Origin of the sequence: Psychromonas sp. SR45-3, assembly GCF_014163575.1 — a bacterium.
In the GTDB taxonomy this organism is placed as follows: Bacteria; Pseudomonadota; Gammaproteobacteria; order Enterobacterales; family Psychromonadaceae; genus Psychromonas; species Psychromonas arctica.
Genome location: NZ_JACJDP010000027.1, coordinates 27870 through 54473 on the forward strand (window position 1 = coordinate 27870; position 26604 = coordinate 54473).

Below are 26604 nucleotides of genomic sequence, written 5' to 3' on the forward strand. Positions count from 1 at the left end.
GTAGCGAGTTTGAATAAAAACTTAAACAACACTGGATTTAAGCAATGTGATATAGCGAAAAATTGCAGGAGTATCTCTACATGAAACAACAGGAAATAGAAGAAATTGTCAGACGCGTGGTAACGCAGTTGAGTGGACAGGTTACTGCTCCTGCATCGTTGAATGGTAATGATGGTGTATTTGAAAGTCTGGATGATGCGGTTGCTGCTGCAACTCAAGCACAAAAGCAGATTCGCAATGTCGCAATTCGAGATAAGATTATCCAAGCTATTCGTCGGATGACAAAGAAATATTCGCGTGAGCTGTCAGAAATGGCAGTAAAAGAAACGGGTTTTGGACGAGTTGAAGACAAAATTAAAAAACATCTTTTGGTCGCTTGTCGTACTCCAGGCACTGAAATTTTGGTCCCACAAGCTGTAACCGGCGATGCGGGTATGAGTTTGATGGAAAATGCGCCTTGGGGTGTTATTGCATCGGTGACTCCGAGCACCAACCCAACCTGTACTGTAATCAATAATGCTATCAGTATGATTGCATCAGGCAACTCGATTGTTTTTGCACCCCACCCAGCTGCAAAAGGTGTTTGTCAGCATACGATCCAATTGATCAATCAAGCATCGGTAAGTGTTGGCGGTCCAGAAAATATTTGCACTACTGTTTTGAAACCCTCATTAGATAATGCACGTGCCTTATTTACCTATCCAGGAATTCGTCTTTTAGTGGTTACTGGCGGTGATGCAGTAGTAGATGCTGCTCGCGAAATTACCGATAAACGCATGATTGCAGCAGGCCCTGGTAATCCACCAGTCGTTGTAGATGAAACTGCTGATATCGAACGTGCAGCTATCTCTATTGTCGATGGTGCTTCGTTTGATAATAATATTGTTTGTGCATTAGAAAAAGAAATTATTGCAGTGGACTCAATTGCCGATGAGTTAAAGGCAGCAATGTGTCGCAATGGTGCATATGAGTTGAGCGCTACGCAAGCAGAAGCGATTGCTCGTGTCGTATTAAAAGGATATCCAGGTGATAAACCATCTGCTGATCCTCGTTGGGTTGGTCGCGATGCCTCAAAAATTGCAGCCGCTGCTGGTATCGAAGTCCCGGATGAAGTCCGTCTATTGATATTTGAAGCAGACAAATCACATGTTTTTGCTGTGACAGAACAGATGATGCCTATTTTACCGTTGATCAGAGCGGCTAACGCGGATCAGGCAATTGACTGGGCTGTTGAATTAGAAAATGGAAATCGTCATACCGCTGCTATTCATTCAAAAAATATTGATGTATTAACTCGCATGGCACATGAAATGGATTGTAGTTTGCTGGCAAAAAATGGTCCTGCTCTAGCTGCAATTGGTGCAGGTGGAGAAGGTTGGACTACCATGACTATTTCAACACCAACAGGAGAAGGGGTAACCAATGCATTAACCTTCACCCGCAAACGTCGTTGCACGCTAGTTGACTCCTTTAGGATTGTGTAAATGACAACTACGACAATGATACCAACCATGGTAAATGACACAAAGCAGATCGTCGATAGTCAACGTCTTACTCTGATTGATCAGTATCTGCTGACAATCGAGAAGTTAGTTAATGATGTAACACCCGTGAAAGCACCAGCAACTTGGCAGGTCGGCATTGATCTTGGGACAGCGGATATTCAGACTGTTGTGGTAGATGGTGAAGGAGCCCCTATTGCAGCCTTTTTAGATTGGGCCGATGTGGTTCAGGATGGTGTAGTGGTAGATTATTTTGGTGCGTGTCAGATCGTGCGTAAACAACTAGAAAAAATAGAGCTAAAACTAGGATGCTCTGTGACTGAAGCGGTAACATCATATCCTCCTGGTACCGATGCTCGGATCTCTATCAATGTGGTGGAGTCTGCCGGCGTCGAGGTGACGAAAGTGATCGATGAACCAGCCAGTGTTGCTGCTTTATTAGATATTAACAGTGGTGCCGTTGTTGATGTTGGTGGTGGTACAACGGGTACTGCCATTATCGAAAATGGTGAGCTGGTTGTGTCACTAGATGAACCCTCCGGTGGGCGGCATGTTACCTTGACCATTGCGGGTGGCATGAAGATAACCATTGAAGAGGCAGAGCAGTTAAAACGGGGTGGTGAAAACGATCTAGTTATTGCCTCAATGACTAAACCTGTGATTGAGAAAATGGCTGATATCGTTGCAGGACACATAACAGGCTATCAACCGAATGCTATTTACCTCACTGGTGGTGGCACACTGATCAGTGGTTTTGCTCAAGTATTTAAGAAACGACTTCCAGATATTGACATTATTGAATTCTCCAAAGCACTATATTTAACCCCATTGGCGATAGCTAGTTATGGCTTAATGATCAAAGGGAATAGTTAAGTTATGGAAAAACACATGTCTGCTAACGATATTGCAACCGTGGTAAATCAGACTATCACACAATATTTGAGTGAATCTGGTGAGCAGCAAACAAAACGACCATGCTCAGGTAAAAGTTTTACCTTCCGCTCTCCAGCAATAACGGTAACAGGTGCTTATTGTGTTAGCCAGTTGGGGGATACGCTTCTAGAATTAGGCGCGACTCATGTGCTACTCGTTGCGGACAAGCTTGTACATCAACTAGGTCTGGTGTCTGGCTGTGAACAATCAATCACTCTTGCTGGTATCGGCTTGACTCTTTTTACTGAAGTGGAAGGAGAGCCGGATACTGTAATTATCAATCAGGGAATTAAGGTCTTAAAGCAAAGTAAAGCTGATTTTGTGGTTGGTATCGGAGGTGGATCTGCACTTGATGCAGCCAAGGGAATGGCGGTGATGATTGATCATCAAGGGCCTTTGGCTGATTTGAAAATTGGTGGTATAGCGTCACGTAAAGTGGGTCTTGGATGTATTCCAACTACTGCAGGTACGGGATCTGAAACGACCGATATTACGGTTATTCAAGATCTAGAGTACGGTATTAAGGTACCAGTAAAAGGACCTGCCTTGGTACCTGATTTTGCATTACTCGATCCCGTGTTAATGCTAGGGGTGCCCGATCATGTTACTGCTGCGACTGGTATCGATACCCTGACACATGCAATCGAAGCATATGTATCACGTGAGACTAATCCTTTATCTAAAGCTTACGCCTATCACGCAATTGAAACGGTTATTAAGTCTCTTCCGGTAGCTGTTGGATGTGGAGATGATTTGGATATGCGTTATGAGATGTCTATTGCCGCATATAAGGCTGGAATCGCGTTTAGTAATGCAGGACTTGGGTTAACTCATGCGATAGCACACCAAATTGGTGCTCAATACCATATACCGCATGGTGTTGCGAATGCGATCTTGTTGCCTTATGTGATGGCATTCAATGCACTGACCTGCGAAAAAGGTTACGCCGAACTGGCCGTTGCGATGGGCATCAAAGTTGAATCCATGACCCAGCGTGAGAGTTGTAATGCGGTTATTCAGATGGTTCGAAGCTTAGTGCAGGATCTAGGGTTACCAAACTCACTAACTGTTTATAATATTAATACAGGTGACTTACCGCAACTTGCTGAAAGAGCAATGTTAGATATCTGCCTCATCGGGAATCCACGCCAAGTCACTGCCACACAAATAGTCGTCTTACTTAATCGCGTACTTGCAAATGACTTTCCTGAAGGGTACTGCTAATGGAACGCAAAATCATTCACAGTGTCGGTATTGATATCGGCACCACAACAACACAAGTAATTTTTTCTGACTTGACTGTGGTTAACCGCGCACCTGCTAGCCAAGTCGCTGTTTATGAATTTGTGGATCGTTATATTTCTTATCAAAGCCCTGTTGTCTTCACGCCAATTAATCATCAAGGCATGATTGATACCGATCGTTTGCGTGTTTTTATTGACAGCCAGTTTGAATTGGCGGGTTTAGCGGGTAAAGGGGTAGAAAGTGGGGCAATTATTATTACTGGAGAGACGGCCAAAGCAGATAATGCGCGTGTCGCTGTGATGGACTTGTCTCAACAGCTAGGTGATTTTGTCGTTGCGACGGCAGGCCCAAATTTAGAATCTGTGATTGCAGGACGTGGTAGTGGTGCACAGAAGTATTCTCAGGATAATCACCAAAAAGTGATGAATATAGATGTGGGCGGTGGTACTTCAAATTTTGTTATTTTTGATTGCGGTCGGGTTGTTGATACTGCTTGTCTCAATATCGGTGGTCGCTTGATTGAGCTTAATGAACAGGGAGGATGTCATTACATTCACAAACCAGGCGTTGCTGTGATCAAAGAGTTGTTTGGTGACAGTTTTAACCCACGTGACTTGACACTTGATCACCTTAATCGTGTCGCAGTTCGAATGGCGGAATTAATTGTTGAACTGATTCAGGGCAAGATGACAAAGCTTACAGCACATTTACTACAAACTCCTGAACTCAAAGATATTGCTAATATTGATGCAATTTTCTTTAGTGGTGGCGTTGGTGAGTGTTACTACCAACAACAAAAAAAATCATTTGATAGCACTCAATTTGGAGATATTGGCCCCCTATTGGCACGTGCGTTATTACGCAATAGTGCGATCAGTGCAATGCCTATTTGCAAGCCAAGTCAAACATTACGTGCCACCGTTATTGGCGCAGGCGCTTACTCTTTGTCACTGTCCGGATCAACCATCTGGTTATATGCCGATGAATTACCACTAAAGAATATACCCGTCGTGCATCCGGCGATCGATTGGCAACAACCTACACCTGATATATGTAATGAAATTGTGATTGCCGCAGAGCGTATGGATCTGGTGCTAGGTTGTGACCGTTATGTGGTTGCACTGGATACCGGAATGCCTGAAAAATATTATGCGGTTCAACATGCAGCTAAAGAATTGGCCAAGTTTTATCGTGATCATGGCAACCATAATGATCCGGCATTGGTTGTTGTACAGAATGATATTGGCAAAGCATTAGGTATGGAATTACAACCTTTGCTCCTTCCTCAGGCGTTAACGGTTATCGATGAAGTGATAACGCGTGAGGGAGATTATATAGATATTGGTAAAAGTTATTTTGGCGGGGAGATAGTTCCTCTTACAGTGAAATCACTCGCTTTCCCGTCTTAAAAAGGAGTTGTGCATGAAATTGAAAACGAGCCTATTCGGTCAGACTTACCAATTTAAGGATATTAAAGAGGTACTTGCTAAAGCTTCGGATTTACGTTCTGGTGATATTTTAGCTGGCATTGCCGCAAGAACCGCACAGGAACGAGTTGCAGCTAAGTATGTTCTGTCTGAATTAACCTTGAAAGATCTCAGGGAAAATCCAGTGGTAAGTTATGACATTGATGCCATTACCCGAATCAATCAAGACGGGCTTAACCATTATGTTTACCAACAAATTCAGAATTGGTCTGTTAGTGAATTAAGGGAATACGTGTTATCCGATGAACCTTCTCTGGAAGAATTTCAGCGTTTACGTAAAGGTCTTAGTGCAGAAATGGTATCTGCGGTCGCTAAGATTTGTTCAAATTCAGACCTAATGTACGGTGCGAAGAAATTGCCTGTAGTTTCAAAAGCAAACGGCACTTTGGGGATTCCTGGGCGTTTTAGTTGCCGTTTACAGCCCAACGATACTCGCGATAATGTTGCATCAATCATGGCGCAAACCTATGAAGGGTTGGCTTATGGGTGTGGTGATGCTGTTATTGGGATTAACCCTGTTACTGATAGTGTCGAAAATACCACGCAGATGCTTAACTCTATTCAAGACGTGATCGATAAATGGAATATTCCAACACAGCCTTGTGTACTTGCGCATATTACTACGCAGATGGAAGCGGTACGCAAAGGCGCACCAGGTGGTTTACTGTTCCAAAGTCTTTCCGGTTCTGAAAAAGGGTTAGCCGAGTTTGGTGTTGACATTGATATGTTAGATGAAGCCTATGAAGTAGGCAAAGAGTATTGTCGATTGGCAGGTGACGATATGATGTATTTTGAAACTGGACAGGGTTCTGCATTGTCCGCAGATGCGCACTATGGAGCAGATCAAATGACATTAGAGGCGCGTTGTTACGGTTTAGCTCGACGTTATAAACCCCACATGGTGAATACGGTTGTCGGCTTCATTGGACCTGAATACCTGTATAACCACCAACAAATTATTCGTGCAGGTTTAGAAGATCATTTCATGGGTAAACTTTCTGGTTTGCCAATGGGTTGTGATGCTTGTTATACCAATCATGCAGATACTGATCAAAACTCCAATGAAAACCTAGTCACATTATTGGCCGCATCGGGTATCAATTTTGTTATTGGCATGGGTATGGGTGATGACATTATGTTGAATTACCAGACGACTTCTTTTCATGATACCGCAACGACTCGACAGCTGTTGGGGTTACGTCCTGCACCAGAATTTGAAGCATGGATGGAAACTATGGGGCTGATGGAAAATGGCCGCTTAACTAAAAAAGCGGGCGATCCGTCAATCTTCTTTAAGTAAGGGCGTGGCAATGAACGAACAAAAAATTCAGGATATTGTATCAACTGTGTTATCGCAGTTAGGGGAAACCAGCATTACGCCATCTGCAGTTACTAAAATTGTAGATGCGACCTTAGCTCCTCAACCGACGAAAAATGATGATGCACTACCAGATTTGGGTGGAATAAAATTCAAAAAATGGAACGGTGTCGTTGATGCATTGGATCCTAAAATTAATGATGACCTGATCAATCAGACCGATGCTCGAGTATGTAAAGGCCGTGCTGGGCCACGTCCGCGTACATCTGCACTTTTACGCTTTCTTGCGGACCACTCTCGCTCGAAAGATACCGTGATTAAAAATGTTGAATCATCTTGGTTACAGGAGCGAAATTTAATAGAAATTCAATCCTGTGTGACCGATAAGGATGAATATTTAACACGTCCAGATTTGGGGCGAAAACTGAATGACGAAGCAAAAAGCTTGTTACAGGAAAAATGTATTAAATCGCCACAGGTACAGGTCATCTTGTCTGACGGCCTGAGCTTAGATGCCGTAACGGTTAATCATGATGAAATTCTACCCGCATTGATGAATGGCTTGAAGAATGCGGGACTTACGGTAGGTTCACCTCTGTTTCTTCGCTATGGTCGGGTTAAAGCGCAAGATGAAATCGGGTTGTTGCTAAATGCGGAAGTAAATATATTGCTTATTGGAGAGCGGCCTGGATTGGGCCAATCGGAGTCGCTCAGTTGTTATGCAATATATAAACCTACTGAAGAAACAGTCGAATCCGATCGAACTGTAATTTCAAATATTCATGCGGGTGGTACACCGCCAGTTGAAGCTGCCGCTGTGATTGTAGATCTTGTCAAAACCATGTTGGCTCAAAAAGCTAGCGGTATTAATTTAAAGCGTTAATAGGAGTTAAGGATGGCTATTTTAGACAAAATTCAATCCTCGGTATTAGCAACGCGAGTGATCGCCTCAGTTGATCCTGCCTATGCAAAAGAGTTGGGCTTGAAACCTCACCATTACAGCATTGGTCTGATCACCTCTGACTGTGACGATGTTACCTACTGTGCCCTCGACGAAGCTACTAAAGCGGCTAACGTTGATGTGGTATATGCCAAATCTTTTTATGCGGGCGCCGACAATTCATCGGGCCCAACATCAGGCGAAGTGATCGGTATCATTGCGGGTAGTTGTCCTGCAGATGTAATAGCTGGGCTTGAGCGCTGTAAAGAATTTATTGAAAATGAAGCGGCTTTTCAATGTGCAGATGAAGCGGGAGAGCTCGTTTTTTTCGCTCATCTAGTTTCTTCGACAGGTTCATATCTATCGAAAGAAGCAGGTATTGATGAAGGTGGAGCACTGGCTTACCTTATTGCGCCACCGCTTGAAGCTATGGTGGGCTTAGATGCAGCGCTCAAAGCTGCCGATGTGAAGCTGATGAATCTATTTGCTCCCCCTTCTGAAACTAACTTTGGTGGTGGTCATTTAGCTGGTTCACAGGCTGCTTGTTTGGCTGCCTGCGAGGCATTTAAAGCTGCTGTTTTAGATATCGCCCAGAACCCAATCGCTAACTAATACGAGAATAACTAAATGGATCAATTCTTACAGAAAATTCAAGCTGGTGGCGTGATCGGGGCCGGTGGAGCTGGCTTTCCTACTTACGTGAAACTCGAGTCTCAAGCGGATGTTGTGATCGCTAACGGGGCAGAATGCGAACCATTACTGAATAAAGATCAGGTTTTGATGCAATGTAGTGCTCCATCGTTGATCGGTGGCATGATGTTAGCAATGCATCAAGTGGGTGCAAGTCGAGGCGTGATTGGTATTAAGAAAAAGCATGCGGACACGATCGCTGTGCTCCGTGATGCCATACCTGACAACATTGAATTGTTGGAGATGGATGATGTTTATCCTGCCGGTGACGAAGCTGAAATGGTTTATGAAGCAACAGGTAACCGTATTCCATCCGGTGGTCTTCCCAAAGACATCGGGGTGATGATCAACAATGTAGAGTCTTTTATCAATCTATTTCATGCGGCACAGGGGATACCTGTTACCGATACTATGGTCACCGTACATGGCGAAGTGAAAGAACCGTTCACTGCTTGGTTGCCGATAGGCATGAGTTATAGTGAAGTCATTGCACTTGCGGGTGGCATCACCTGCGATGACTTTGTAGTCGTCGAAGGTGGTCCGATGATGGGCTCTGTTACAGATGACTTAAGCAAACCTATCACTAAAATATCTAGTGGGTTATTAGTATTACCTGCCAGTTCTCGCGTCGCCACGATCAAAAATCGTAGTGAAGCTGCGCTTCGTCGAATTGGTAAATCGGCGTGTGATCAGTGTTCTATTTGTACTGATATGTGCCCTCGAAATCTGTTGGGTTACCCTATACATCCTCATTTAGCGATGCGCTCATTACAAGTTTCTGCCAATGATAACTCCAGCCTAACACAGGCTGCGCAACCTTGTTCAGAATGTAATTTATGTACTATGTGGTCTTGTCCAGAAGGGCTAGATCCGAGTCAAGTTTGTGCTACGACGAAACGTGACTTACGTGAAAATAATCTACTCATGACGCCCGCCCAGTTACAGGCAAAAACTAAAGATGTACATCCATTAAGGGATTACCGAAAAATACCTACTAAGCGCTTAATGCAACGATTGGAAGTATTGCAATACAGTCATAGGACGGCAAATCTTCTTGAGCCAATGTTAAATTTGGAAAAAGTATCAATACCGTTATCTCAACATATCGGTGCCCCCGCTTTAGCGGTCGTCAAGGTTGGAGACATTGTGAGCAAGGGCCAACTAATCGGAGCTGCAGTGGATCAAGCACTAAGTGTTTCTGTACATGCCAGTATCGACGGCACAGTGACTGAACTCAGTAATATCGTGGTAATTGAACGCACCGCTGACTTAATAAACAATAATTAGAAGAGTGAAAAAATGATAAATGCCATTGGTTGTATTGAATTGAATTCGATTGCGCGAGGCTACGTAGTGGCAGATGCAATGTTAAAAGCCGCAGAGGTTAACATCTTGTTTAACCGCACAATTTGTCCCGGCAAATTTATGGTGATGGTAAGTGGTGATGTTGCATCTATCAATGCCGCAGTTGCGACTGGATTACAGGTTGGTGCAGGTGAGGTTGTTGATGATTTAATCATTGCGAATGTACATCCTGATGTATTTCCTGCCATTTCTGGATCTCGCATTATTGAGCGTTCAGATGCATTGGGAATCATCGAAACATTTTCGGTTGCTGCAATAGTAGAGGCTGCCGATGCAGCGGTGAAAGCGGCAAATATCGAACTGTTAGAAGTACACATGGCAATGGCGATTGGTGGTAAAGGTTTTGTGACCTTCACTGGTGATGTTGCTGCGGTACAGGCAGCTGTGGATGCCGCGGTTGAGTGTATTAAACATAAAGGTGTTTTAGTGAATATGGAAGTCATTGCACAACCACGAAAAGAAATTCTAGAAGGAAAAGTTTAATTTCAAGCTAATACTTGAAAATAAAGCATGAAGAAGAAGTCAAATACCACTTGGAAAATAGGTTTGATGTAGGGATTGAAAGGATGCTGTTCAATTTGGAGGTCTCCGCCAAATAACCTTAACGCCAACATAATAATTTTAATTAAAGGGAAAATTTATGTCAAATCACGAAGAGTCATCAGGTATTGGTTCCAAAGAGTTTATGGAACATCGACAGCTGAAAAAAGGGGTAGCGGGTTGGATGCTACTTGCGACACTCGGCGTATCATATGTAATATCTGGTGATTATGCTGGTTGGAACTTTGGTATCGGAACTGCTGGTTGGGGTGGTATGCTTATTGCCACAATCGCGATGGGGCTGATGTATTTTACATTAGTTCTAGTCTTAGCCGAATTATCAGCTGCTATTCCGACTGCAGGTGGTGGCTATAGTTTTGCTCGTCGAGTTATGGGGCCTGTTGGTGGGTTTGCGACTGGGTTAGCGGTGTTGTTGGAATATGTAATCGCACCAGCTGCGATTGTTATTTTTATTGGTAATTATGTTGAAGCACTAACTGGCTTGAATGGACCAATGGTTTACGCTGTTTTCTACATCGTCTTTATCGGTGTGCATTTGGTTGGTGCCGGTGAAGCGATGAAGACCATGATGGTAATTACTGCATTTGCCGTGGTGGCGATCATCGTTACAGCAATAGGTCTGCTTCCGCACTTTGAAGCGGCTAACCTATTTGATATTGCCCCCAATCCAGAAGTGATTGGTTCAACAACATTCTTACCTGAAGGTTGGGTTGGTGTTTGGGCTGCATTACCTTTTGCCATGTGGTTATTCTTGGCGGTTGAAGGTGTACCGCTAGCTGCAGAGGAAGCGAAAGATCCAGCAAAAGATTTACCTCGCGGTATTATTGTCGCAATGGTATTCCTACTCGTTTCAGCTGGGGTTGTATTGTTCCTCGTTCCCGGTGTTGCAGGCGCCTCTGCTGCTGGTGGTTATGGCGCTCCATTGGTTGATGCGTTGCGTGTTGCTTATGGTGAAAACTCAATGTTAGCTAACTTTGTTAATGTTGTTGGTTTAAGTGGTTTAATTGCTTCTTTTTTCTCTATTGTTTATGGTTATAGTCGTTTGGTATTTGCACTTTCTCGTGCTGGGTATTTACCTGCGTCATTATCCCTTACAACGAAAACTAAAGTACCACTGTGGGGCTTGATCGTACCAGGGATTGTTGGCTTTATTGCCTCGCTTACTGGTGAAGGCGATATGATGATCCAAATTGCTGTATTTGGCGCCACGATCTCTTATGCACTACAAGCTTATAGTTTTATTTTATTACGTCGTAAAGAACCTGATCTACACCGTCCTTACCGAGCTCCTGGTGGTGTTGTGACTGCATGGATCACTATTGTTCTTGCATTGATTGCATTAACATCTTGTTTTGTTTATGACATCCGTGCTGCATTTTGGGCAATGGGACTTTATGCCGTTGGTATGGCATATTTCTTTGTATTTAAACATAAAGAAGTATCAAAACATTCAGCTGCTGAAGAGTTTTCTGCTATTCAGCAAGCTGAAAACGAGCTAGATTAAGTTTCAAATCTTTTACAAATAATGATTCATGATCTTTTTATTTGGTTACGCATGAATAAGCTGTTGCGGTGTTCGCCCGACAGCTTCGTACAAAGATATATACCCATCCCACTTCACGATGCAGACGTTATCTTTTGAAAGTTGCCATTAATTAGACTCAATAATGAGTCTTCTATTTCTGGCAGTTTTCTTTCAAAAAAATCATCTATTTATTCTCGAAACTCTTTCGCTTTATTTTTAATAATATTAGCGCGATGGCAAGCTGCACCATCTACTACTAAATGAACACAAAGATTAGATGGATGCTGTGCTCTCAGCTCCTCTAAGAATAAATTAATATATTCACTGTTCACTTTTTCATAACGTTTCACAATGGCTGACCCAATTTAATTCAAACTTATGCACCTATGATGTTTAGTCGCGTTAGGCTTCCTGTTGTCTTAATGCTTTTATCATGACCGGTTCGAATCTATCCTCATGTCACTTTAGTCGAATGAATGGGGGCATTGTATCCATGAATAAAATAGGCTTTTTACCTGAATTGGCTTTAAGGTGATCGTAATATTCAATAAATTTTCAGCATCAAATTTATGAGGGACACCTTTGGGATATTTATAGCTAAATTCATGTTGATGTAACTATTTATTTAACCCAGAAATACTGAATGATATGCGCCAAAGGTCAAAAATATAATCAATAATTTGATACGAATATCGATAAGTATTCTGGGATAAATGAAGTATTAACGTTTCTGTTTGAGCAATGGATAAATAACCTCGGGAGCTTCCATTTTCAGGTTTTAATTCACCCTTGAAAGATCCTCATTGATATGTCGAATAACACTTATATCATGAATAAATAACGCTTCGGCAATCGATGGGTAGACCAGCCATTTGAATGGTGGATAATTGCATTAATACGGTCACAAACTTGCTTATCACTAGTTGAATGATGCAACTGCATTAATGTATGTTTTTGGTCAGAGGTTAAGTTGATTTTTTGCATTGAGATAGCATGATCATCATTAGACCAAAAAATTAAGTATCTTCATTGATCTCGGGTATAGGTTGCTAAATAACCTCAGTTATGGATAAGCAAAGCGATACAACACCGCTATTTCTGCGAATTTCTTCGTTAAATTACCTATCAATAACCAGTTATTGCTTCAATAATTCGCCTTGAACTACGCAAAACTAGCGGCGCTGTGTAGCCAAAAAATATAATGTTATGATTTTAAATATAATTTCGCTTTTATTAATCAGAACTGAGGTTTTTTAAGAATAAAATTAATGTCGAAACCAAGGTGTTTGTTAATTAATCAAGGTATTTGTTAGTTAACTCTTAATTGGCTCGTTGTTTATTACTTCAACCCTTTCTTGATCAAATAGCGGTAAGGCAGTGTTTCAATTTGTGCTTCTACTAATTGATGTTCCATAAAGCGACAAAAACTAGGGATATCGCGTGTGGTGGCTGGGTCGTCTGCAATAATTTCTAATAAATCACCCGCTTCCAATTTACGTACCGTTTTTCTGATCACCATTACTGGTTCAGGGCAGCGTAATCCAAGTGCATCCAGTTGTTGTATTGCTATATCGTTAGTCATCTTTTTACCGAGTTCTTGTCAAAAATGGATTTTATCATATTCACTCTTATCTAAACCACCATAAAAAAGTTGAAAATAAAGACATCGTGTTATCAGACGAAAGCTAAGCAGGTCGAGTAATTAAAGCAGGGCTGTGACAATATAATTTGTTTGCTGCTTTGGTGATTGAAGATTTGGTTACTGAGTTACTACGTTATTTGGCTATTTAATTTTAATGTGGACAGAAGATGAGGATAATTATCAGCAGGGACAGAGCAGAATATAATTAATGATAAAAAAACAGCCCTTTTATATCATTACAAAAGGGCTGCTAAAGCAATATGATAAAATTGCTATTTTAGTTGTTTATTAAACCTTAACCTGTATTACGTAAACCAGCCGCGATACCTGCAATAGTCACCATTAACGCTTGGTCAATATCTGGGTTAATCGTTTCATTTTTCTCACATGAACGTGAACGAGACAATAACTCAGCTTGCAACATATTTAGTGGATCAACATACGGGTTACGTAGTTTGATTGACTCTTTTATCCAAGGTTGTTCTTGCATTAACTGGTGATCTGGAATGGTTTCTAAAACCGTTTCACGTGTTAACTTCAGGTTCTCACGTAGGCGTTCGCCTAAAGGCCATAACTCTTTTGGTACTAAACGTTCTTCATAAAACTTAGTTAACTCTTCATCAGCCTTCATGAATACCATTTCAAACATTTCTAAACGAGTATGGAAGAAAGGCCAGTTAACATACATTTCTTGCAACAGGTCTTTTTTACCTTCGTCGAGTAATGTTTTAAGTGATGTACCTGCGCCTAACCAGGCTGGCAACATCAAACGGTTTTGACTCCAAGCAAAAATCCATGGGATTGCACGTAAACTTTCAACGCCGCCGTTAGGTTTACGCTTAGCTGGACGACTACCCAAAGCTAATTTTCCTAACTCTAACTCTGGTGTCACGCTACGGAAATAAGGCACAAAGTCAGGCTCATCACGTACAAAGTGGCGATACTCTTCACATGACTGCTCTGCAAATTGTTGCATTACATCTCGCCATTCTTGTTTTGGTGCTGGTGGTGGCAGTAAGTTAGCTTCTAAAATAGCCGCGGTATAAAGGTTCAAACTGTGTACCGCTACTTTTGGTAAGCCAAACTTAAAGCGGATCATCTCGCCTTGCTCTGTTACACGTAATCCACCTTTTAAAGAACCTGGAGGTTGTGACAATAATGCTTGTTGTGCTGGTGCACCGCCACGACCAATTGTACCGCCACGGCCGTGGAACAATACTAATTGAATGTCGTTATCTTCACTGATTTTAATTAGCGCTTCTTGTGAGGTGTATTGCGCCCAGTTAGCCGCCATTACGCCAGCATCTTTAGCTGAATCAGAATAACCAATCATGACATGTTGCTCACCGTTAATATAACCACGGTACCAGTCAACTGCATATAAGCGTTTCATCACATCGGCTGCATTATTCAAATCGTCCAATGTTTCAAATAATGGAGCAACAGGAATACGGAATGGACAACCGACTTCTTTTAGTAGCAATTGCACTGCTAGCACATCAGAAGCTTGGCGAGCCATTGAAATAATATAAATGCCTAAGGCTTCGGGGTCAGTTGCTGCAACAACTCTACAGGTATCTAATACTTCTTGAACGTCAGCGGAAGGCTTCCAAGCAGAAGGAATAAGCGGGCGTTTACTATTTAGCTCTTGTAATAAGAAGGCTTGTTTGTCCTCTTCATTCCAAGCGTTGTAATCGCCAATACCTAAGTAACGTGTTAGTTCAGATAAGGTATCACCATGACGTTCACCATCTTGACGGATATCTAACTTAACCAGGTTGACACCAAAACAGTTTACACGGCGCAAAATATCTAATAGTAACCCGTTCGCAATAGAAGCCATGCCCATATTGATCAGAGAGTTGTAACATAACTCTAATGGCTGTTTAAGCTGCTTAGTTGTGATGATGATATCTTTTGCGTTGCTTTCATGGCCTTGCAAGGTTGCACTTAATGCCGTTAAGGTTTCTTTTAGTTCTGTACGTAATTTACGTAGGATTGCACGGTAAGGTTCATCAACACCTTCACCCACAATAGCGCGTAAAGTTGGATCGCAGTTATCCATTGATAACTCTTTTGTTAGTTCCTGAATATCTTCAAGGTACAAACTGACAGCGACCCAACGACTAGTAATTAATACTTCTTTGGTAACTTCAGCCGTTACAAATGGGTTACCATCTCGGTCTCCACCCATCCATGACGTAAACTTAATTGGCGATGCATCAAGTGGCAATGAGATACCTAAACCATCTTGTAAGGTTTTGTCTAATTCTCGCACATATTGAGGAACTGCTTCCCATAAGCTGTTTTCAATAACCGCAAAACCCCATTTTGCTTCATCAACAGGTGTCGGGCGGTTTTTACGAATGTCATTGGTGTGCCAAGCTTGTGTAATTAACTGTTCAAGGCGTACTAACAGTTGGTCGCGCTCTTTATCAGAGATATCAGTGAGTTCTAAAAGACTCAAGCATTGGTTAATGGCACTGTGTTTGTGGATCAAAGTACGACGTGTTATTTCCGTTGGGTGTGCTGTTAGCACCATATCCATTTTTAATTCAGCAACTGTTTTTTGCATCTCTTCTTCTGAGATATCGCTGCTTTTTAATTTTGAGATTAATTGCTGTAGCGGCTCAGGTGCACAAACACCAGTATCACAATGGCGAGAAATGCCATGGAATTGTTCTGCGATATTGGCTAGGTTTAAAAAGTGCGTGAATGCACGTGCCACTGGTAATAATTCATGGTCACTTAAGTTTGATAACACTTCAATCAAACGCTCGCCATCTTGGTTATTACCTGCGCGAGATGATTTAGAAAGCTGACGGATGTTTTCAATTTTTTCAAGGAATGATTCACCCAGGTGGTCGCTAATACTTTTTCCAAGTAATTGACCTAATAAACTAACATTGCCTCGCAGGTTTGCATATTCTTCTGTCATCGTACTTCCCTATTCCTGTAATAAAATTACAATTTCTTGTCGTAGAACTAAATAAAATACCACAATGAAGAGGCTAGTCAATCTAGCTTCGCTTGCATTGCGTATTTCTTTTCTTGTAAATAATTTTCTCGTAATTTAATTACGGAAAAAATACACTTATATTTTATGAACAATAATGTTGAATAAGTTTTGTTATTACCTCTTGCGTTGGTTTTACAAAGGAAAGATCTAAAAATTCATTAGGTTGATGTGCTTGAGTAATATGACCCGGGCCTAGGACGATGGTATCGCAACCTAATGCTTGAATGAATGGCGCTTCAGTACAGTAATTGGCGCTGGTCGCTTTATTACCGGTATAAATCTCTGCATTATCGATCAAATCTGAATGAAGTGGGCACTGATAAGATGGGATCGGCTCATGTAAATGAAACATTTCTATACTATTCGGGTAGCGTTTTTCAATTTCAGTTAATGCCTGTTTCACCGTAATAAATAATTCATTAGTGGTGACACCAGGAATAGGACGCATATCAATATGTAATTCACAGCAGCCACAAATACGGTTAGGGCTATCACCCCCAGTGATCGCACCAAAGTTGAGTGTCGGGTAGGGCACTTCAAAGTGTGGGTTGTTATATTTTTCTTTGAAAGTTTGCTGTACTTTCTTAAGTTCAGACAATACTAAATGCATTATTTCAATGGCATTCAAGCCTTTATCCGGATCTGAGCTATGGCCGCTTTTACCGGTAATGCGGATCCCTTCAGACATGTGCCCCTTATGCATGGTCACCGGTACCATCCCAGTTGGCTCACCAATCACCGCATAATCAGGCTTGAAATGTTTTTGCTCGGAGATCTGTTGTGCACCAGACATGGTCGTTTCTTCGTCTGCGGTAGCTAAAATACGTAACGGTTTGGTGAGTTTGCTTCGGTCGATTGTTTTTAATGCTTCTATAACAAAAGCAAAAAAACCTTTCATATCGATAGTACCTAAACCATATAAACGGTTGTCCTTTTCTACCACTTGGAATGGATCCGTCTGCCATTTTCCTTCGTCATAAGGAACCGTATCGGTATGGCCTGCAAGCAATAAGCCACCGTCACCTGAACCTAGGGTTGCCACCAAGTTAAACTTTCCCGGTGCAGCTTTTACTTCTGTTATTTCGGTACTAAAGCCGAGGTCAGTTAACCATTCTGCAAGTTGATTGATCACGGCAACGTTACTTTGGTCCCATGCACCATCTGTAGAGCTAATGGAAGGTAGTTTGATAAGGTCTTTATATAAGTCGATGAAAGCTGGTAATGACATACTGTTCCTTAATATTGAGCTTAAGCTCATTGTATTAACTCACTGTTCCACTGTTGTGGCTAAAATAAATGATCTATTAATAGGAAAATCACTTATTTTATTGATACAAGATCACACTCTTAATACAACGAGTCATAAAGATGATATTTATTAATGAATAAACCTACTTTGGCATATTCTGTGTTTACTACAATTTTTTACATTACTCTGTGGTGGCTCTAAATACTTAAGCATTTTTATTTTATGCCTGATTGTGCGTAATATTAAAGCTATTTTTATGCTCATAAAAAAATAATGGATTAGCTGACTTTTTATCTTTTATTCAACGCAATCAAATTTATCATTTTATTGGACCTGTAAAACAGGGCGGTAATTAGCTATAACACGGTAATAACCAATAAAAGAATGAATTTAAAAATAAGATTATTAAAAGAAAATCGCTTTATATTCATATCCTTACAATAGATTTTTGTGTGGCTTTTATAAGTCAAAATAAACAAAGTGATACAAGCAAAAAACAACTTAACATTTTTTATATATTTATTCACATTTATTGAATAAATAGTCACTTTGATTTAGAGTATAGCTTTATATCAAGTGACTCTACCTTTATACTGTTAATCGAGTTTATTTATCACGTATTAAGTTAGTAATTAAACAGGAATTTTCTTTATGTTAAAAGCGATTGTAGTGGGAGCTAGCGGTTACACGGGAGCAGAATTAGCGACGTTTTTAACGCGCCATCCGAGTATCGAATTATCTGGATTGTATGTTTCTGAAGGTAGCTTAGATAAAGGCAAAAAAATCTCCGATTTATACGGCAATTTACGCGGTTGCGTGGATTTACCATTACAACCTCTTGGTGTAAGCGGAATTAAAGCGGCCTGTGAAAATATTGATATCGTTATTTTAGCGACCGCTCATGAAGTGAGCCATGACTTAGCACCTTTGTTTTTAGCTGAGAATACGGTGGTATTTGATCTATCAGGTGCATTTCGTGTTCAATCAGTAGGTTTCTATGAAAAATATTACGGCTTTACACATCAATACCCTGAATTATTAGCACAGGCTGTTTATGGTTTAGCAGAATGGAACGCTGAACAGGTAAAAGAGACTGACCTAATTGCAGTACCTGGCTGTTACACAACAGCTTCTTTAACTGCATTAAAACCTTTGTTTGAAGGTGGTTTTATTAAACAAGGTATAAAACCAACGATTAATGCAACTAGCGGTGTAAGTGGTGCAGGGCGTAAAGCGAATGTTGCGAGTAGCTTTTGTGAAGTGAGCTTACAGCCTTACGGTGTTTTCACTCATCGTCATAAACCTGAGATTGATCAACACTTAGGCACTAACGTGGTATTTACACCACATTTAGGCAGTTTCAAACGTGGTATTTTAGCCAGTATTAATGTGGTACTAAATGAAGGTGTCACGGCTGAACAAGTAAACCAAGCATATCAAACTGCTTATGCAGATAAACCGATAGTGCGTTTAATGGAAGGGACTTTCCCTGCACTGAAGAATGTAGTCGGCACCCCATTCTGTGATTTAGGTTGGGCGCTTGATGGCCAAGACCTAGTGGTATTTAGTGCAATTGATAATTTGCTTAAAGGCGCTTCTTCACAAGCAATGCAATGCATTAATTTACGTTTTGGTTTTGATATGACGACTTCTATTTTATAAAACGGATTTTCAATGACACAATCACAATCACAATCACAATCACAACAAAAACCACTGCTCATTAAGCTAGGTGGAGCAGTATTAGAAAACAATCAAGCATTGACCAATTTATTCACTGCGTTAACGGAATATTTAGCAACACAACAGCGCCCGTTATTGCTGGTACACGGTGGTGGTGTGATTGTTGAAGACGTGCTCAGTAAAATGAACATTAAAAGTGAAAAGAAAAATGGTTTACGTATTACACCATTTGATCAAATTCCTTATGTTGCAGGTGCCCTTGCAGGTACATCAAATAAATTATTGATGGCAAAAGCATTACAAGCAGGTTTGTCAGCTGTTGGCTTATCACTCGCAGATGGCTTTAGTTGTTCAGTAAAACAGATGGATCCAGACTTAGGTGCCGTAGGCATATGTAGCCCTAATAACCCGACACTGATTAATACGTTATTAGCGGGTAACTTCTTACCGGTTATTTCTTCAATCGCAATTGGTGAAGATGGTAATTTATATAATGTAAATGCAGACCAAGCGGCTATTGCTATTTGTGAGCTAGTGGGGGCAGAGTTGGTATTTTTATCCGATGTTGATGGCGTATGGGACGCACAGAAACAGGTTATTCCTGAGTTAAATACGCAACTAGCTGATACACTTATCGCTGAAAATGTGATTCAAGATGGTATGGCTGTGAAAGTAAAAGCCGCATTACAAGCCGCCGATGAATTAGGTTATGTGATGTTAGCAAGTTGGAAGAATCCTGAAAATTTAGTGTCATTGCTTGCAGGTAAAGCAGTGGGAACCAAAGTAATTAAATAAAGATTAAATAGAGAGTGACAATGGAAAATTTATTAACCGGCATGGAAATGACTCAACAACAAGCATTAGACTTGATTGCATTGGGTAAAGATTTAAAAGCAAATCCAAGTAAATATGCACAGGCATTAGCCGGTAAAAGCGTTGTTACTTTATTTGAGAAACAATCACTGCGTACGCGTGTCACCTTTGATATTGGTGTGAATAAATTAGGCGGTCATGCGGTTTATTTAGATCAGACTAATGGTGCAATGGGTAGCCGCGAAGACGTTAAAGATTTTGCCGCAAATATATCTCGCTGGGCAGATTGTATTGTTGCACGTGTATTTGACCACAATACATTGGTTGAGATGCAAGAGTACGCTTCAGTACCTGTTATTAACTCATTATGTGATTTATACCACCCATGCCAAGGCATGGCTGACTTTTTAACCATCTCGCAAAACTACGATGATTTAACAAAAGTGAAATTGGCTTATATCGGCGATGGTAATAATGTTACACATTCGTTATTCATTGCTGGTGCTATCTTAGGTGCAACCGTGACTGCAGTTTGTCCATTAGGACATAGTCCAGATGCACAAATTCTTAAAAAAGCAGAAGAAATCGCAAAAGAAACAGGTGCTACAATTACTGTAACTAATAATATTGAAGATATTAAAGGTTATGACGTTGTTTATGGCGACACTTGGTTATCAATGGGCGATGATACGCCATTAGAGCAAATCAAAGCTAAATTTATGCCATACCAAATTAACCAAGCATTACTTGATGACACAGGTATTAAACATATTTTACATTGCCAACCTGCACATCGTGGTTTAGACATCACGTCTGATGTAATGGATGGTCCAGCTTCATTGATTTTTGATCAAGCTGAAAATAGAATGCACATACAAAACGCTATAATGCTTACCTTAATTAACAAATAGATGTAGACGAAAGGAAATAATCAATGAGTAAAGTTAAAAAAGTTGTTCTCGCTTATTCAGGCGGTCTAGATACATCAGCAATCATTCCATGGTTAAAAGAAACTTATGATGATTGTGAAATCGTAGCGTTTTGTGCCGATGTGGGCCAAGGAGCAGAAGAATTAGTTGGTTTGCACGAAAAAGCAATTGCTTCAGGTGCTTCTGAATGTCACATCGTTGACTTGAAAGAAGAATTTGTTAAAGACTACATCTACCCAACGATTGCTTCTGGCGCGGTATATGAAGGTACTTACTTATTAGGTACGTCTATGGCGCGTCCAATCATCGCTAAAGCACAAGTTGAAGTTGCTTTAAAAGTAGGTGCTGATGCCGTTTGTCATGGTTGTACGGGTAAAGGTAATGACCAAATCCGTTTTGAAAGCTGTTTTGCTGCACTAGCACCAGAGCTACGAGTTATTGCACCTTGGCGTGAGTGGGATATGGTTTCTCGTGAAGATTTATTGGACTACCTTGCTGAGCGTAATATTGAAACAACAGCAAGCGCGACTAAAATCTACAGCCGTGATGCAAATGCATGGCACATTTCGCACGAAGGTGGCGAGCTAGAAGACCCATACAACGAACCAAGTAAAGGTGTTTGGACATTAACGGTTGATCCGCTTGATGCACCAAATGAGCCTGAATACGTTACGTTAAAAGTTGAAAATGCACGTGTTACTGCGGTTGATGGTGTTGAACTTTCTCCTTACGATGCGTTAATGGTATTAAACGAGAAAGCAGCCGCTCATGGTGTTGGCCGTATCGATATCACAGAAAATCGTACGGTTGGTATGAAGTCTCGTGGTTGTTATGAAACGCCAGGAGGTACAGTGATGGTCACTGCACTGCGTGGTATTGATGAACTAGTACACGACAAACCTTCTCGTCGCTGGCGTGATCAAGTGGGCCAAGAATTTGCTCACTTAGTTTATGATGGTCGTTGGTTCACACCACTTTGTGGTTCTTTATTAGCGGCATCTGAGTCACTAGCAAAAGATGCAAACGGTGAAGTGGTTGTTCGTCTTTACAAAGGTCAAGCAACAGCTGTGAAGAAACGTTCTCCAAATAGCCTTTACTCTGAAGAGTTTGCTACATTTGGTGATGACAACGTTTACGACCAAAAACATGCTGAAGGTTTCATCCGTTTATATTCACTGTCTAGCCGTATTCGTAAGCTAAACAGTAACAAATAAACAAAATATGTTATAAAATTCCTGCTCTCGGTTATCGAGGGCAGGAATTTCTATTTATAAGCGTTTTTAAAAAACAGTGCGTTTATAAATAGATGTGAAATTAATAGTAATCCCTTAACAAATGGATTTGGCATGATTGCCAAGTCAGAATGGAGTAACAAATGGCACTATGGGGCGGACGTTTTAGCCAAGCGGCAGACGTAAAATTTAAATTATTTAATGATTCCTTGAAGTTTGACTACCGTTTAGCTGAACAGGATATTATTGGCTCAATAGCATGGTCAAAAGCGTTGTTAGCGGTAAATGTATTAACTTCTGATGAACAAATTAGTATTGATAAAAGCTTAAATGAATTACTAGTTTCAGTGCAAGCCAACCCAGAGCAAGTTTTACAATCTGACGCTGAAGATATCCATTCTTGGGTTGAAGGGCAGCTAATCAATAAAGTCGGTGATTTGGGTAAAAAACTACACACTGGACGCAGCCGAAATGACCAAGTTGCTACCGACCTAAAATTATGGTGTAAAAAAACTGCACAAGAGTTAATTGTTCACCTTAATACATTAGAAGCTAAGTTGATTGAATTAGCACGTATTCATCAATCTGTTGTCTTACCAGGTTACACGCATTTACAACGTGCTCAGCCGGTGACATTTTCACATTGGTGTTTAGCGTATTTAGAAATGTTAGAGCGTGACCATAGTCGTTTAGAAGATTGTATTGACCGTATGGATACTTGCCCATTAGGCAGTGGCGCATTAGCCGGTACTGGTTATCCGATGGATAGAACCGTACTAGCGCATTCGCTAGGTTTTAAACGCGCAACACGCAATAGTTTAGATTCAGTGTCTGACCGTGACCACGTTGTTGAATTGATGAGTTGTGCAACATTATCAATGGTACATCTATCACGTATGGCTGAAGATTTAATTTTCTATAACAGTGGTGAGTCTGGCTTTATTGAAATGTCAGATCAAGTGACATCAGGTTCGTCATTAATGCCACAAAAGAAAAATCCAGATGCAATGGAGTTGATTCGTGGTAAGTCTGGACGTGTATTTGGTTCATTAGCAGGTATGTTAATGACATTAAAAGCGTTACCGCTTGCGTATAACAAAGATATGCAAGAAGACAAAGAAGGGCTATTTGACGCATTAGATACATGGGGCGATTGCCTAGAAATGGGTGCAATGGCCTTAACAAACCTTAAGGTTAATGAAGAGCGTACTAAAGAAGCTGCACAAGGTGGTTACTCAAATGCAACAGAATTGGCTGACTATTTAGTAGCCAAAGGGATCCCTTTCCGTGAAGCTCACCATATCGTAGGTGTCGCTGTTGTGTCGGCGATCGAAAAAGGCGTACCATTAGAAGAGTTAACCGTAGCAGAGTTTAAACAATTCTCTAGCGTGATTGAAGATGATGTTTATCCAACCTTAACATTAGAAGCAACGTTAGCTGCGCGTACTGCATTAGGTGGTGTTGCACCACATCAAGTGGAGTTTGCATTAACAGAAGCTGAGCAACGTTTATCTAAACGCGGCAAGTCAGGTATTGTGATTAGATCAGCAAATGTTGACGATATAGACCGTATTGAGTCAATGGTTAATTACTGGGTGGAAAAAGGTGAAAACTTACCACGTGATAAATCAGATTTAGCAAAATCAATTGATGAGTTTGTTGTCACTGAATTGGACGGAATAGTCGCAGGTTGTGGCTCGGTTCATATTTATGACACTGGTTTAGCTGAAATTCGTTCAATAGGTATTGAACCTGGTTATGAAGGTCGTGGCCAAGGTAGTGCAATCGTAGAGCTTCTAGTTAAACGTTCTGAAAAATTAGCGATTAAACGATTGTTTGCATTAACTCGTATGCCAGATTTCTTTATGAAACTAGGTTTTAGTCCTGAAAGTAAAGCAACCATGCCTGATAAAGTGTTAAAAGATTGTGCGATGTTTGTCAGTGAGCATGCTAATAGTGAAAAAGCGCTAGAGTTAAACTACAAAACAAGTATGTTATTGCATAAAGAAATGACTAAAAGCTAAAACAAGAAAAAAGGTGTTATTTCTGTTTAAGAAATAACACCTTATCTTATTAAATAGGTTGGTCTGCACTGGTGTAGATCAACTATATTGAGAATTAACTCTTAATATAAGCACCTAATACAATTTTTAACTGTTATGAAGTACCGCGTCAGGAAAGTGTTGACGTAAAATACGATTTTGAAAGGTATCGTTAAAACGAGCATTAATAATAATGATAAATCGCTCAAAAGGTTGTTGTTGATCGAGTGGTTGCACAGATGAGATGTTATGAAAAACCTCATTATCGCGAATATGCATCATTTCACCCGGCGCTAATGTGCTATCCGCTATTAACTGTTTGCCCGCTTTATCCTTATAGATAGTATTTAACCCCCCAGTTACATTTTCTCTATTAATCACCAGAATACTTAAAAACTGACTACCATCTTGATGGATGCCTTGACCTTGTAAAGGATCTAACGACTGCTTTCCTTTGACACCTGTGATTTGCATCAAGATCGGCTCTTGTGGGTTGATATTCCAAAGTTCCGCCCATGCTTTAATAAACTCTTGCACATCTTCACGCTGTAAAAAGGTCTTATCCATTGCAGGATAGTGACGTAATTTATCAGCCATCGTATCGGCATCGTTATAAGCACCACCCTGTGCCATAGGACAGTTATCTAATGTTTTAAGATCGCCACCCTCAGTAAAATAAAGCCAAGACATACTTTTCCAACGCGTCTCAACATAAGGGTCTTTTGGTAAGTCATGCAAATATTGTTGCCATTCAGCTAAATTTATCTGCTCATTAATATCCGTTTGACTCCAGCTGCGCGCTGCAATATCTCGTTTAACATGCGTTGGCCAATAAGGAAGTTTTGCTAGTAGTGAAGGTATTGCTGGGGTTTGGACATGATCAAAGTATACATTTTTCATCGTATTTCCTTTTATAAATAGATTGTTTAAAGAAAGCCGTTAGAGGTGTTTATGTTCTAACGTGACAAAAGGTATAGCCTTGTTATTTAGGTATCAATTTAGAGGTGTAAAATAAAACCCTTATTAATGCAGAAAGTGAGAGCAAACGAACGCGAGAGACAGAAAAATAATGTGGTAAGTAGGTAGCTGAAAATAAGTAATATTTAAAAATAATGAAATTGAATCATCAAGTGGATTTAGCGGCTTAATATAAAGTGCGTCATTATTGGCTGCTCACTAAAGTTGTTAGAACAATGCGAATTAATAGGTAAGCGGCAATCATTTAGGTGTTAGTAATGTGACCGCTTATTTGAATTGCTGACGGAAAACATCGCAATCACATAACAACGCTTTAAATAGCTATTATTTATATGAATAAGAATCCAGTGATTACAAAACACAGATAAGAAAGTACAGATAAGAAAATAAGGATAGAACTGATAAAGGTATAGATATAGGTAATGTAGAGGTGACGAAGAAACGATAGGTTTTGAGTAAAAAGAAGTAGCAGTACATGGGGCTTAATATAAAGAGTCCAATATACTGCTTAATAATCTAGCGCGATTTAATAATATAAGTATGAAAGTTGTTTCTACTTATGACTATCACCGTTATGAAGGTGTTTCTTCAAGATACTCATTTTTTAAATTAACATAGTGGCTAGCAGAGCGTTTTAAAAAAGCAAACTCAGCTTCTGTTAATGCACGAGCAGGTTTTGCAGGTGAACCCACATATAAAAAGCCAGAAGCTAATACTTTATTAGGGGGCACTAATGAACCAGCCGCAATAATAACATCATCTTCAATGTGTGCATTGTCTAATATAATGGCTCCCATACCAATCAAAACACGATCGCCAATTTGGCAGGCATGTAACATTGCCTTGTGTCCTACAGTAACGTCTTCGCCAATGACCAGCGAGTAGCCAGTAGAAGAAGCTTCTCCTTTTCTGGCTACATGTAATACAGAAGCATCTTGAATATTGGTGCGAGCACCAACAGAAATAGAATGTACATCACCGCGTAATACACACATAGGCCAAATACTGACATCATCAGCGAGTGTTACATCACCAATAATAGAAGAAAAAGGGTCAATATAAACAGCATCACCGATTGTAGGATATATATTCTTATAAGGACGTAGTGTAGGAAACATAATAAACCTTCTTGATCGACATAATAAAAGGCCACTATACGACACAAAAGTGTGGATAACAAAACCAAAATTGTGGATAACTTGTGTTCAAACTAGGTATAAAAATTAATTGCAAATAATCGTAATAAAACACTTGCCAATGTGATCTCAATCCCTATAATGCGACCCCACAGACACGGGATGTAGCGCAAGTTACCCACCGAGTTTTAGAATAGTTTTTAACGTATTAACGCTTCGTAGTTCGCTTCGAAATTAAGTTAAATTAAAACGTTGACAATGTTCGAAAGGCGCGTAATATACGCCGCCTAGCCGAAAGGCACGCTCTTTAACAAT

21 protein-coding genes are annotated in these 26604 nt (G+C 40.5%); 15 read left to right on the top strand and 6 right to left on the bottom strand.

Features of this window, described 5'->3' with window-relative positions; translation table 11 throughout:
• The first annotated feature begins 80 nt into the window (after positions 1–80).
• The 10 genes from H5084_RS13840 to eat all read left to right on the top strand — a co-directional run bounded on the left by H5084_RS13840 (position 81) and on the right by eat (position 11545).
• A complete protein-coding gene (locus H5084_RS13840) occupies positions 81–1484 on the top strand; it encodes an aldehyde dehydrogenase family protein (RefSeq protein ID WP_028867783.1) in 1404 nt (467 codons plus the stop codon).
• The gene (gene eutJ, locus H5084_RS13845; protein WP_245600365.1) at positions 1485–2375 is read left to right on the top strand and encodes an ethanolamine utilization protein EutJ; all 891 of its coding nucleotides are present in this window, start codon (positions 1485–1487) and stop codon (positions 2373–2375) included.
• A gap of 15 nt (positions 2376–2390) precedes the next feature.
• On the top strand, positions 2391–3659 hold the full coding sequence (locus H5084_RS13850; protein WP_259396806.1) for an iron-containing alcohol dehydrogenase: 1269 nt from the start codon (positions 2391–2393) through the stop codon (positions 3657–3659).
• Positions 3659–5089, top strand: a complete 1431-nt coding sequence (locus H5084_RS13855) for an ethanolamine ammonia-lyase reactivating factor EutA (RefSeq protein WP_028867780.1) — start codon at positions 3659–3661, stop codon at positions 5087–5089. The genes H5084_RS13850 and H5084_RS13855 overlap by 1 nt, the downstream gene beginning before the upstream one ends.
• A gap of 13 nt (positions 5090–5102) precedes the next feature.
• A complete protein-coding gene (locus H5084_RS13860; RefSeq protein WP_182690851.1) occupies positions 5103–6467 on the top strand; it encodes an ethanolamine ammonia-lyase subunit EutB in 1365 nt (454 codons plus the stop codon).
• 10 nt (positions 6468–6477) lie between these two features.
• Positions 6478–7368, top strand: coding sequence for an ethanolamine ammonia-lyase subunit EutC (eutC, locus tag H5084_RS13865; RefSeq protein ID WP_182690853.1), 891 nt, complete (start codon positions 6478–6480; stop codon positions 7366–7368).
• A gap of 12 nt (positions 7369–7380) precedes the next feature.
• Complete coding sequence (gene eutL / locus H5084_RS13870; RefSeq protein ID WP_028867777.1) at positions 7381–8037, top strand: ethanolamine utilization microcompartment protein EutL; 657 nt, start codon at positions 7381–7383, stop codon at positions 8035–8037.
• A gap of 15 nt (positions 8038–8052) precedes the next feature.
• Positions 8053–9402, top strand: coding sequence for a 4Fe-4S dicluster domain-containing protein (locus H5084_RS13875; protein WP_182690855.1), 1350 nt, complete (start codon positions 8053–8055; stop codon positions 9400–9402).
• A 12-nt stretch (positions 9403–9414) separates the two neighbouring features.
• Positions 9415–9963 carry a BMC domain-containing protein gene (locus H5084_RS13880; protein WP_028867775.1) on the top strand — a complete coding sequence of 183 codons (549 nt, stop codon included), beginning with the start codon at positions 9415–9417 and terminating at the stop codon, positions 9961–9963.
• Positions 9964–10120: 157 nt separating this feature from the next.
• On the top strand, positions 10121–11545 hold the full coding sequence (gene eat, locus H5084_RS13885; protein ID WP_182690857.1) for an ethanolamine permease: 1425 nt from the start codon (positions 10121–10123) through the stop codon (positions 11543–11545).
• 209 nt (positions 11546–11754) lie between these two features.
• Here the strand turns inward: eat and H5084_RS19530 are convergent, their stop codons facing one another.
• From H5084_RS19530 to argE, 4 genes are all read right to left on the bottom strand, one after another.
• A complete protein-coding gene (locus H5084_RS19530; protein WP_220485970.1) occupies positions 11755–11916 on the bottom strand; it encodes a hypothetical protein in 162 nt (53 codons plus the stop codon).
• Positions 11917–12905: 989 nt separating this feature from the next.
• The gene (gene tusA, locus H5084_RS13895) at positions 12906–13148 is read right to left on the bottom strand and encodes a sulfurtransferase TusA (RefSeq protein WP_028867773.1); all 243 of its coding nucleotides are present in this window, start codon (positions 13146–13148) and stop codon (positions 12906–12908) included.
• A gap of 355 nt (positions 13149–13503) precedes the next feature.
• Positions 13504–16146, bottom strand: a complete 2643-nt coding sequence (ppc, locus tag H5084_RS13900) for a phosphoenolpyruvate carboxylase (protein ID WP_182690859.1) — start codon at positions 16144–16146, stop codon at positions 13504–13506.
• Positions 16147–16309: 163 nt separating this feature from the next.
• A complete protein-coding gene (gene argE, locus H5084_RS13905) occupies positions 16310–17455 on the bottom strand; it encodes an acetylornithine deacetylase (RefSeq protein WP_182690860.1) in 1146 nt (381 codons plus the stop codon).
• A 672-nt stretch (positions 17456–18127) separates the two neighbouring features.
• On the opposite strand from argE, the gene argC reads away from it, so the two are divergent.
• The 5 genes from argC to argH all read left to right on the top strand — a co-directional run bounded on the left by argC (position 18128) and on the right by argH (position 24157).
• Complete coding sequence (gene argC, locus H5084_RS13910; RefSeq protein WP_182690862.1) at positions 18128–19138, top strand: N-acetyl-gamma-glutamyl-phosphate reductase; 1011 nt, start codon at positions 18128–18130, stop codon at positions 19136–19138.
• Between the two features lie 12 nt (positions 19139–19150).
• A complete protein-coding gene (gene argB, locus H5084_RS13915; RefSeq protein WP_182690864.1) occupies positions 19151–19954 on the top strand; it encodes an acetylglutamate kinase in 804 nt (267 codons plus the stop codon).
• A gap of 20 nt (positions 19955–19974) precedes the next feature.
• Entirely contained in the window at positions 19975–20883 is a 909-nt protein-coding gene (locus tag H5084_RS13920; protein ID WP_028867768.1) for an ornithine carbamoyltransferase, read from the top strand.
• A gap of 23 nt (positions 20884–20906) precedes the next feature.
• Complete coding sequence (locus H5084_RS13925; protein WP_028867767.1) at positions 20907–22115, top strand: argininosuccinate synthase; 1209 nt, start codon at positions 20907–20909, stop codon at positions 22113–22115.
• Between the two features lie 161 nt (positions 22116–22276).
• Positions 22277–24157: an argininosuccinate lyase gene (argH, locus tag H5084_RS13930; protein ID WP_182690867.1), complete on the top strand. Its 1881-nt coding sequence runs from the start codon at positions 22277–22279 to the stop codon at positions 24155–24157.
• Positions 24158–24283: 126 nt separating this feature from the next.
• Here argH and H5084_RS13935 read toward each other — a convergent pair whose 3' ends face one another.
• Positions 24284–25075, bottom strand: coding sequence for a 2OG-Fe dioxygenase family protein (locus H5084_RS13935; protein ID WP_156916072.1), 792 nt, complete (start codon positions 25073–25075; stop codon positions 24284–24286).
• Positions 25076–25725: 650 nt separating this feature from the next.
• A complete protein-coding gene (locus H5084_RS13940; RefSeq protein ID WP_028867764.1) occupies positions 25726–26271 on the bottom strand; it encodes a gamma carbonic anhydrase family protein in 546 nt (181 codons plus the stop codon).
• Between the last annotated feature and the right edge of the window lie 333 nt (positions 26272–26604).

Bases quoted from the DNA above. Each gene is read 5' to 3' on its own strand.
- H5084_RS13840 (WP_028867783.1), top strand. From the start codon at position 81: ATGAAACAACAGGAAATAGAAGAAATTGTCAGACGCGTGGTAACGCAG.
- eutJ (WP_245600365.1), top strand. From the start codon at position 1,485: ATGACAACTACGACAATGATACCAACCATGGTAAATGACACAAAGCAG.
- H5084_RS13850 (WP_259396806.1), top strand. From the start codon at position 2,391: ATGTCTGCTAACGATATTGCAACCGTGGTAAATCAGACTATCACACAA.
- H5084_RS13855 (WP_028867780.1), top strand. From the start codon at position 3,659: ATGGAACGCAAAATCATTCACAGTGTCGGTATTGATATCGGCACCACA.
- H5084_RS13860 (WP_182690851.1), top strand. From the start codon at position 5,103: ATGAAATTGAAAACGAGCCTATTCGGTCAGACTTACCAATTTAAGGAT.
- eutC (WP_182690853.1), top strand. From the start codon at position 6,478: ATGAACGAACAAAAAATTCAGGATATTGTATCAACTGTGTTATCGCAG.
- eutL (WP_028867777.1), top strand. From the start codon at position 7,381: ATGGCTATTTTAGACAAAATTCAATCCTCGGTATTAGCAACGCGAGTG.
- H5084_RS13875 (WP_182690855.1), top strand. From the start codon at position 8,053: ATGGATCAATTCTTACAGAAAATTCAAGCTGGTGGCGTGATCGGGGCC.
- H5084_RS13880 (WP_028867775.1), top strand. From the start codon at position 9,415: ATGATAAATGCCATTGGTTGTATTGAATTGAATTCGATTGCGCGAGGC.
- eat (WP_182690857.1), top strand. From the start codon at position 10,121: ATGTCAAATCACGAAGAGTCATCAGGTATTGGTTCCAAAGAGTTTATG.
- tusA (WP_028867773.1), bottom strand. From the start codon at position 13,148: ATGACTAACGATATAGCAATACAACAACTGGATGCACTTGGATTACGC.
- ppc (WP_182690859.1), bottom strand. From the start codon at position 16,146: ATGACAGAAGAATATGCAAACCTGCGAGGCAATGTTAGTTTATTAGGT.
- argE (WP_182690860.1), bottom strand. From the start codon at position 17,455: ATGTCATTACCAGCTTTCATCGACTTATATAAAGACCTTATCAAACTA.
- argC (WP_182690862.1), top strand. From the start codon at position 18,128: ATGTTAAAAGCGATTGTAGTGGGAGCTAGCGGTTACACGGGAGCAGAA.
- argB (WP_182690864.1), top strand. From the start codon at position 19,151: ATGACACAATCACAATCACAATCACAATCACAACAAAAACCACTGCTC.
- H5084_RS13920 (WP_028867768.1), top strand. From the start codon at position 19,975: ATGGAAAATTTATTAACCGGCATGGAAATGACTCAACAACAAGCATTA.
- H5084_RS13925 (WP_028867767.1), top strand. From the start codon at position 20,907: ATGAGTAAAGTTAAAAAAGTTGTTCTCGCTTATTCAGGCGGTCTAGAT.
- argH (WP_182690867.1), top strand. From the start codon at position 22,277: ATGGCACTATGGGGCGGACGTTTTAGCCAAGCGGCAGACGTAAAATTT.
- H5084_RS13935 (WP_156916072.1), bottom strand. From the start codon at position 25,075: ATGAAAAATGTATACTTTGATCATGTCCAAACCCCAGCAATACCTTCA.
- H5084_RS13940 (WP_028867764.1), bottom strand. From the start codon at position 26,271: ATGTTTCCTACACTACGTCCTTATAAGAATATATATCCTACAATCGGT.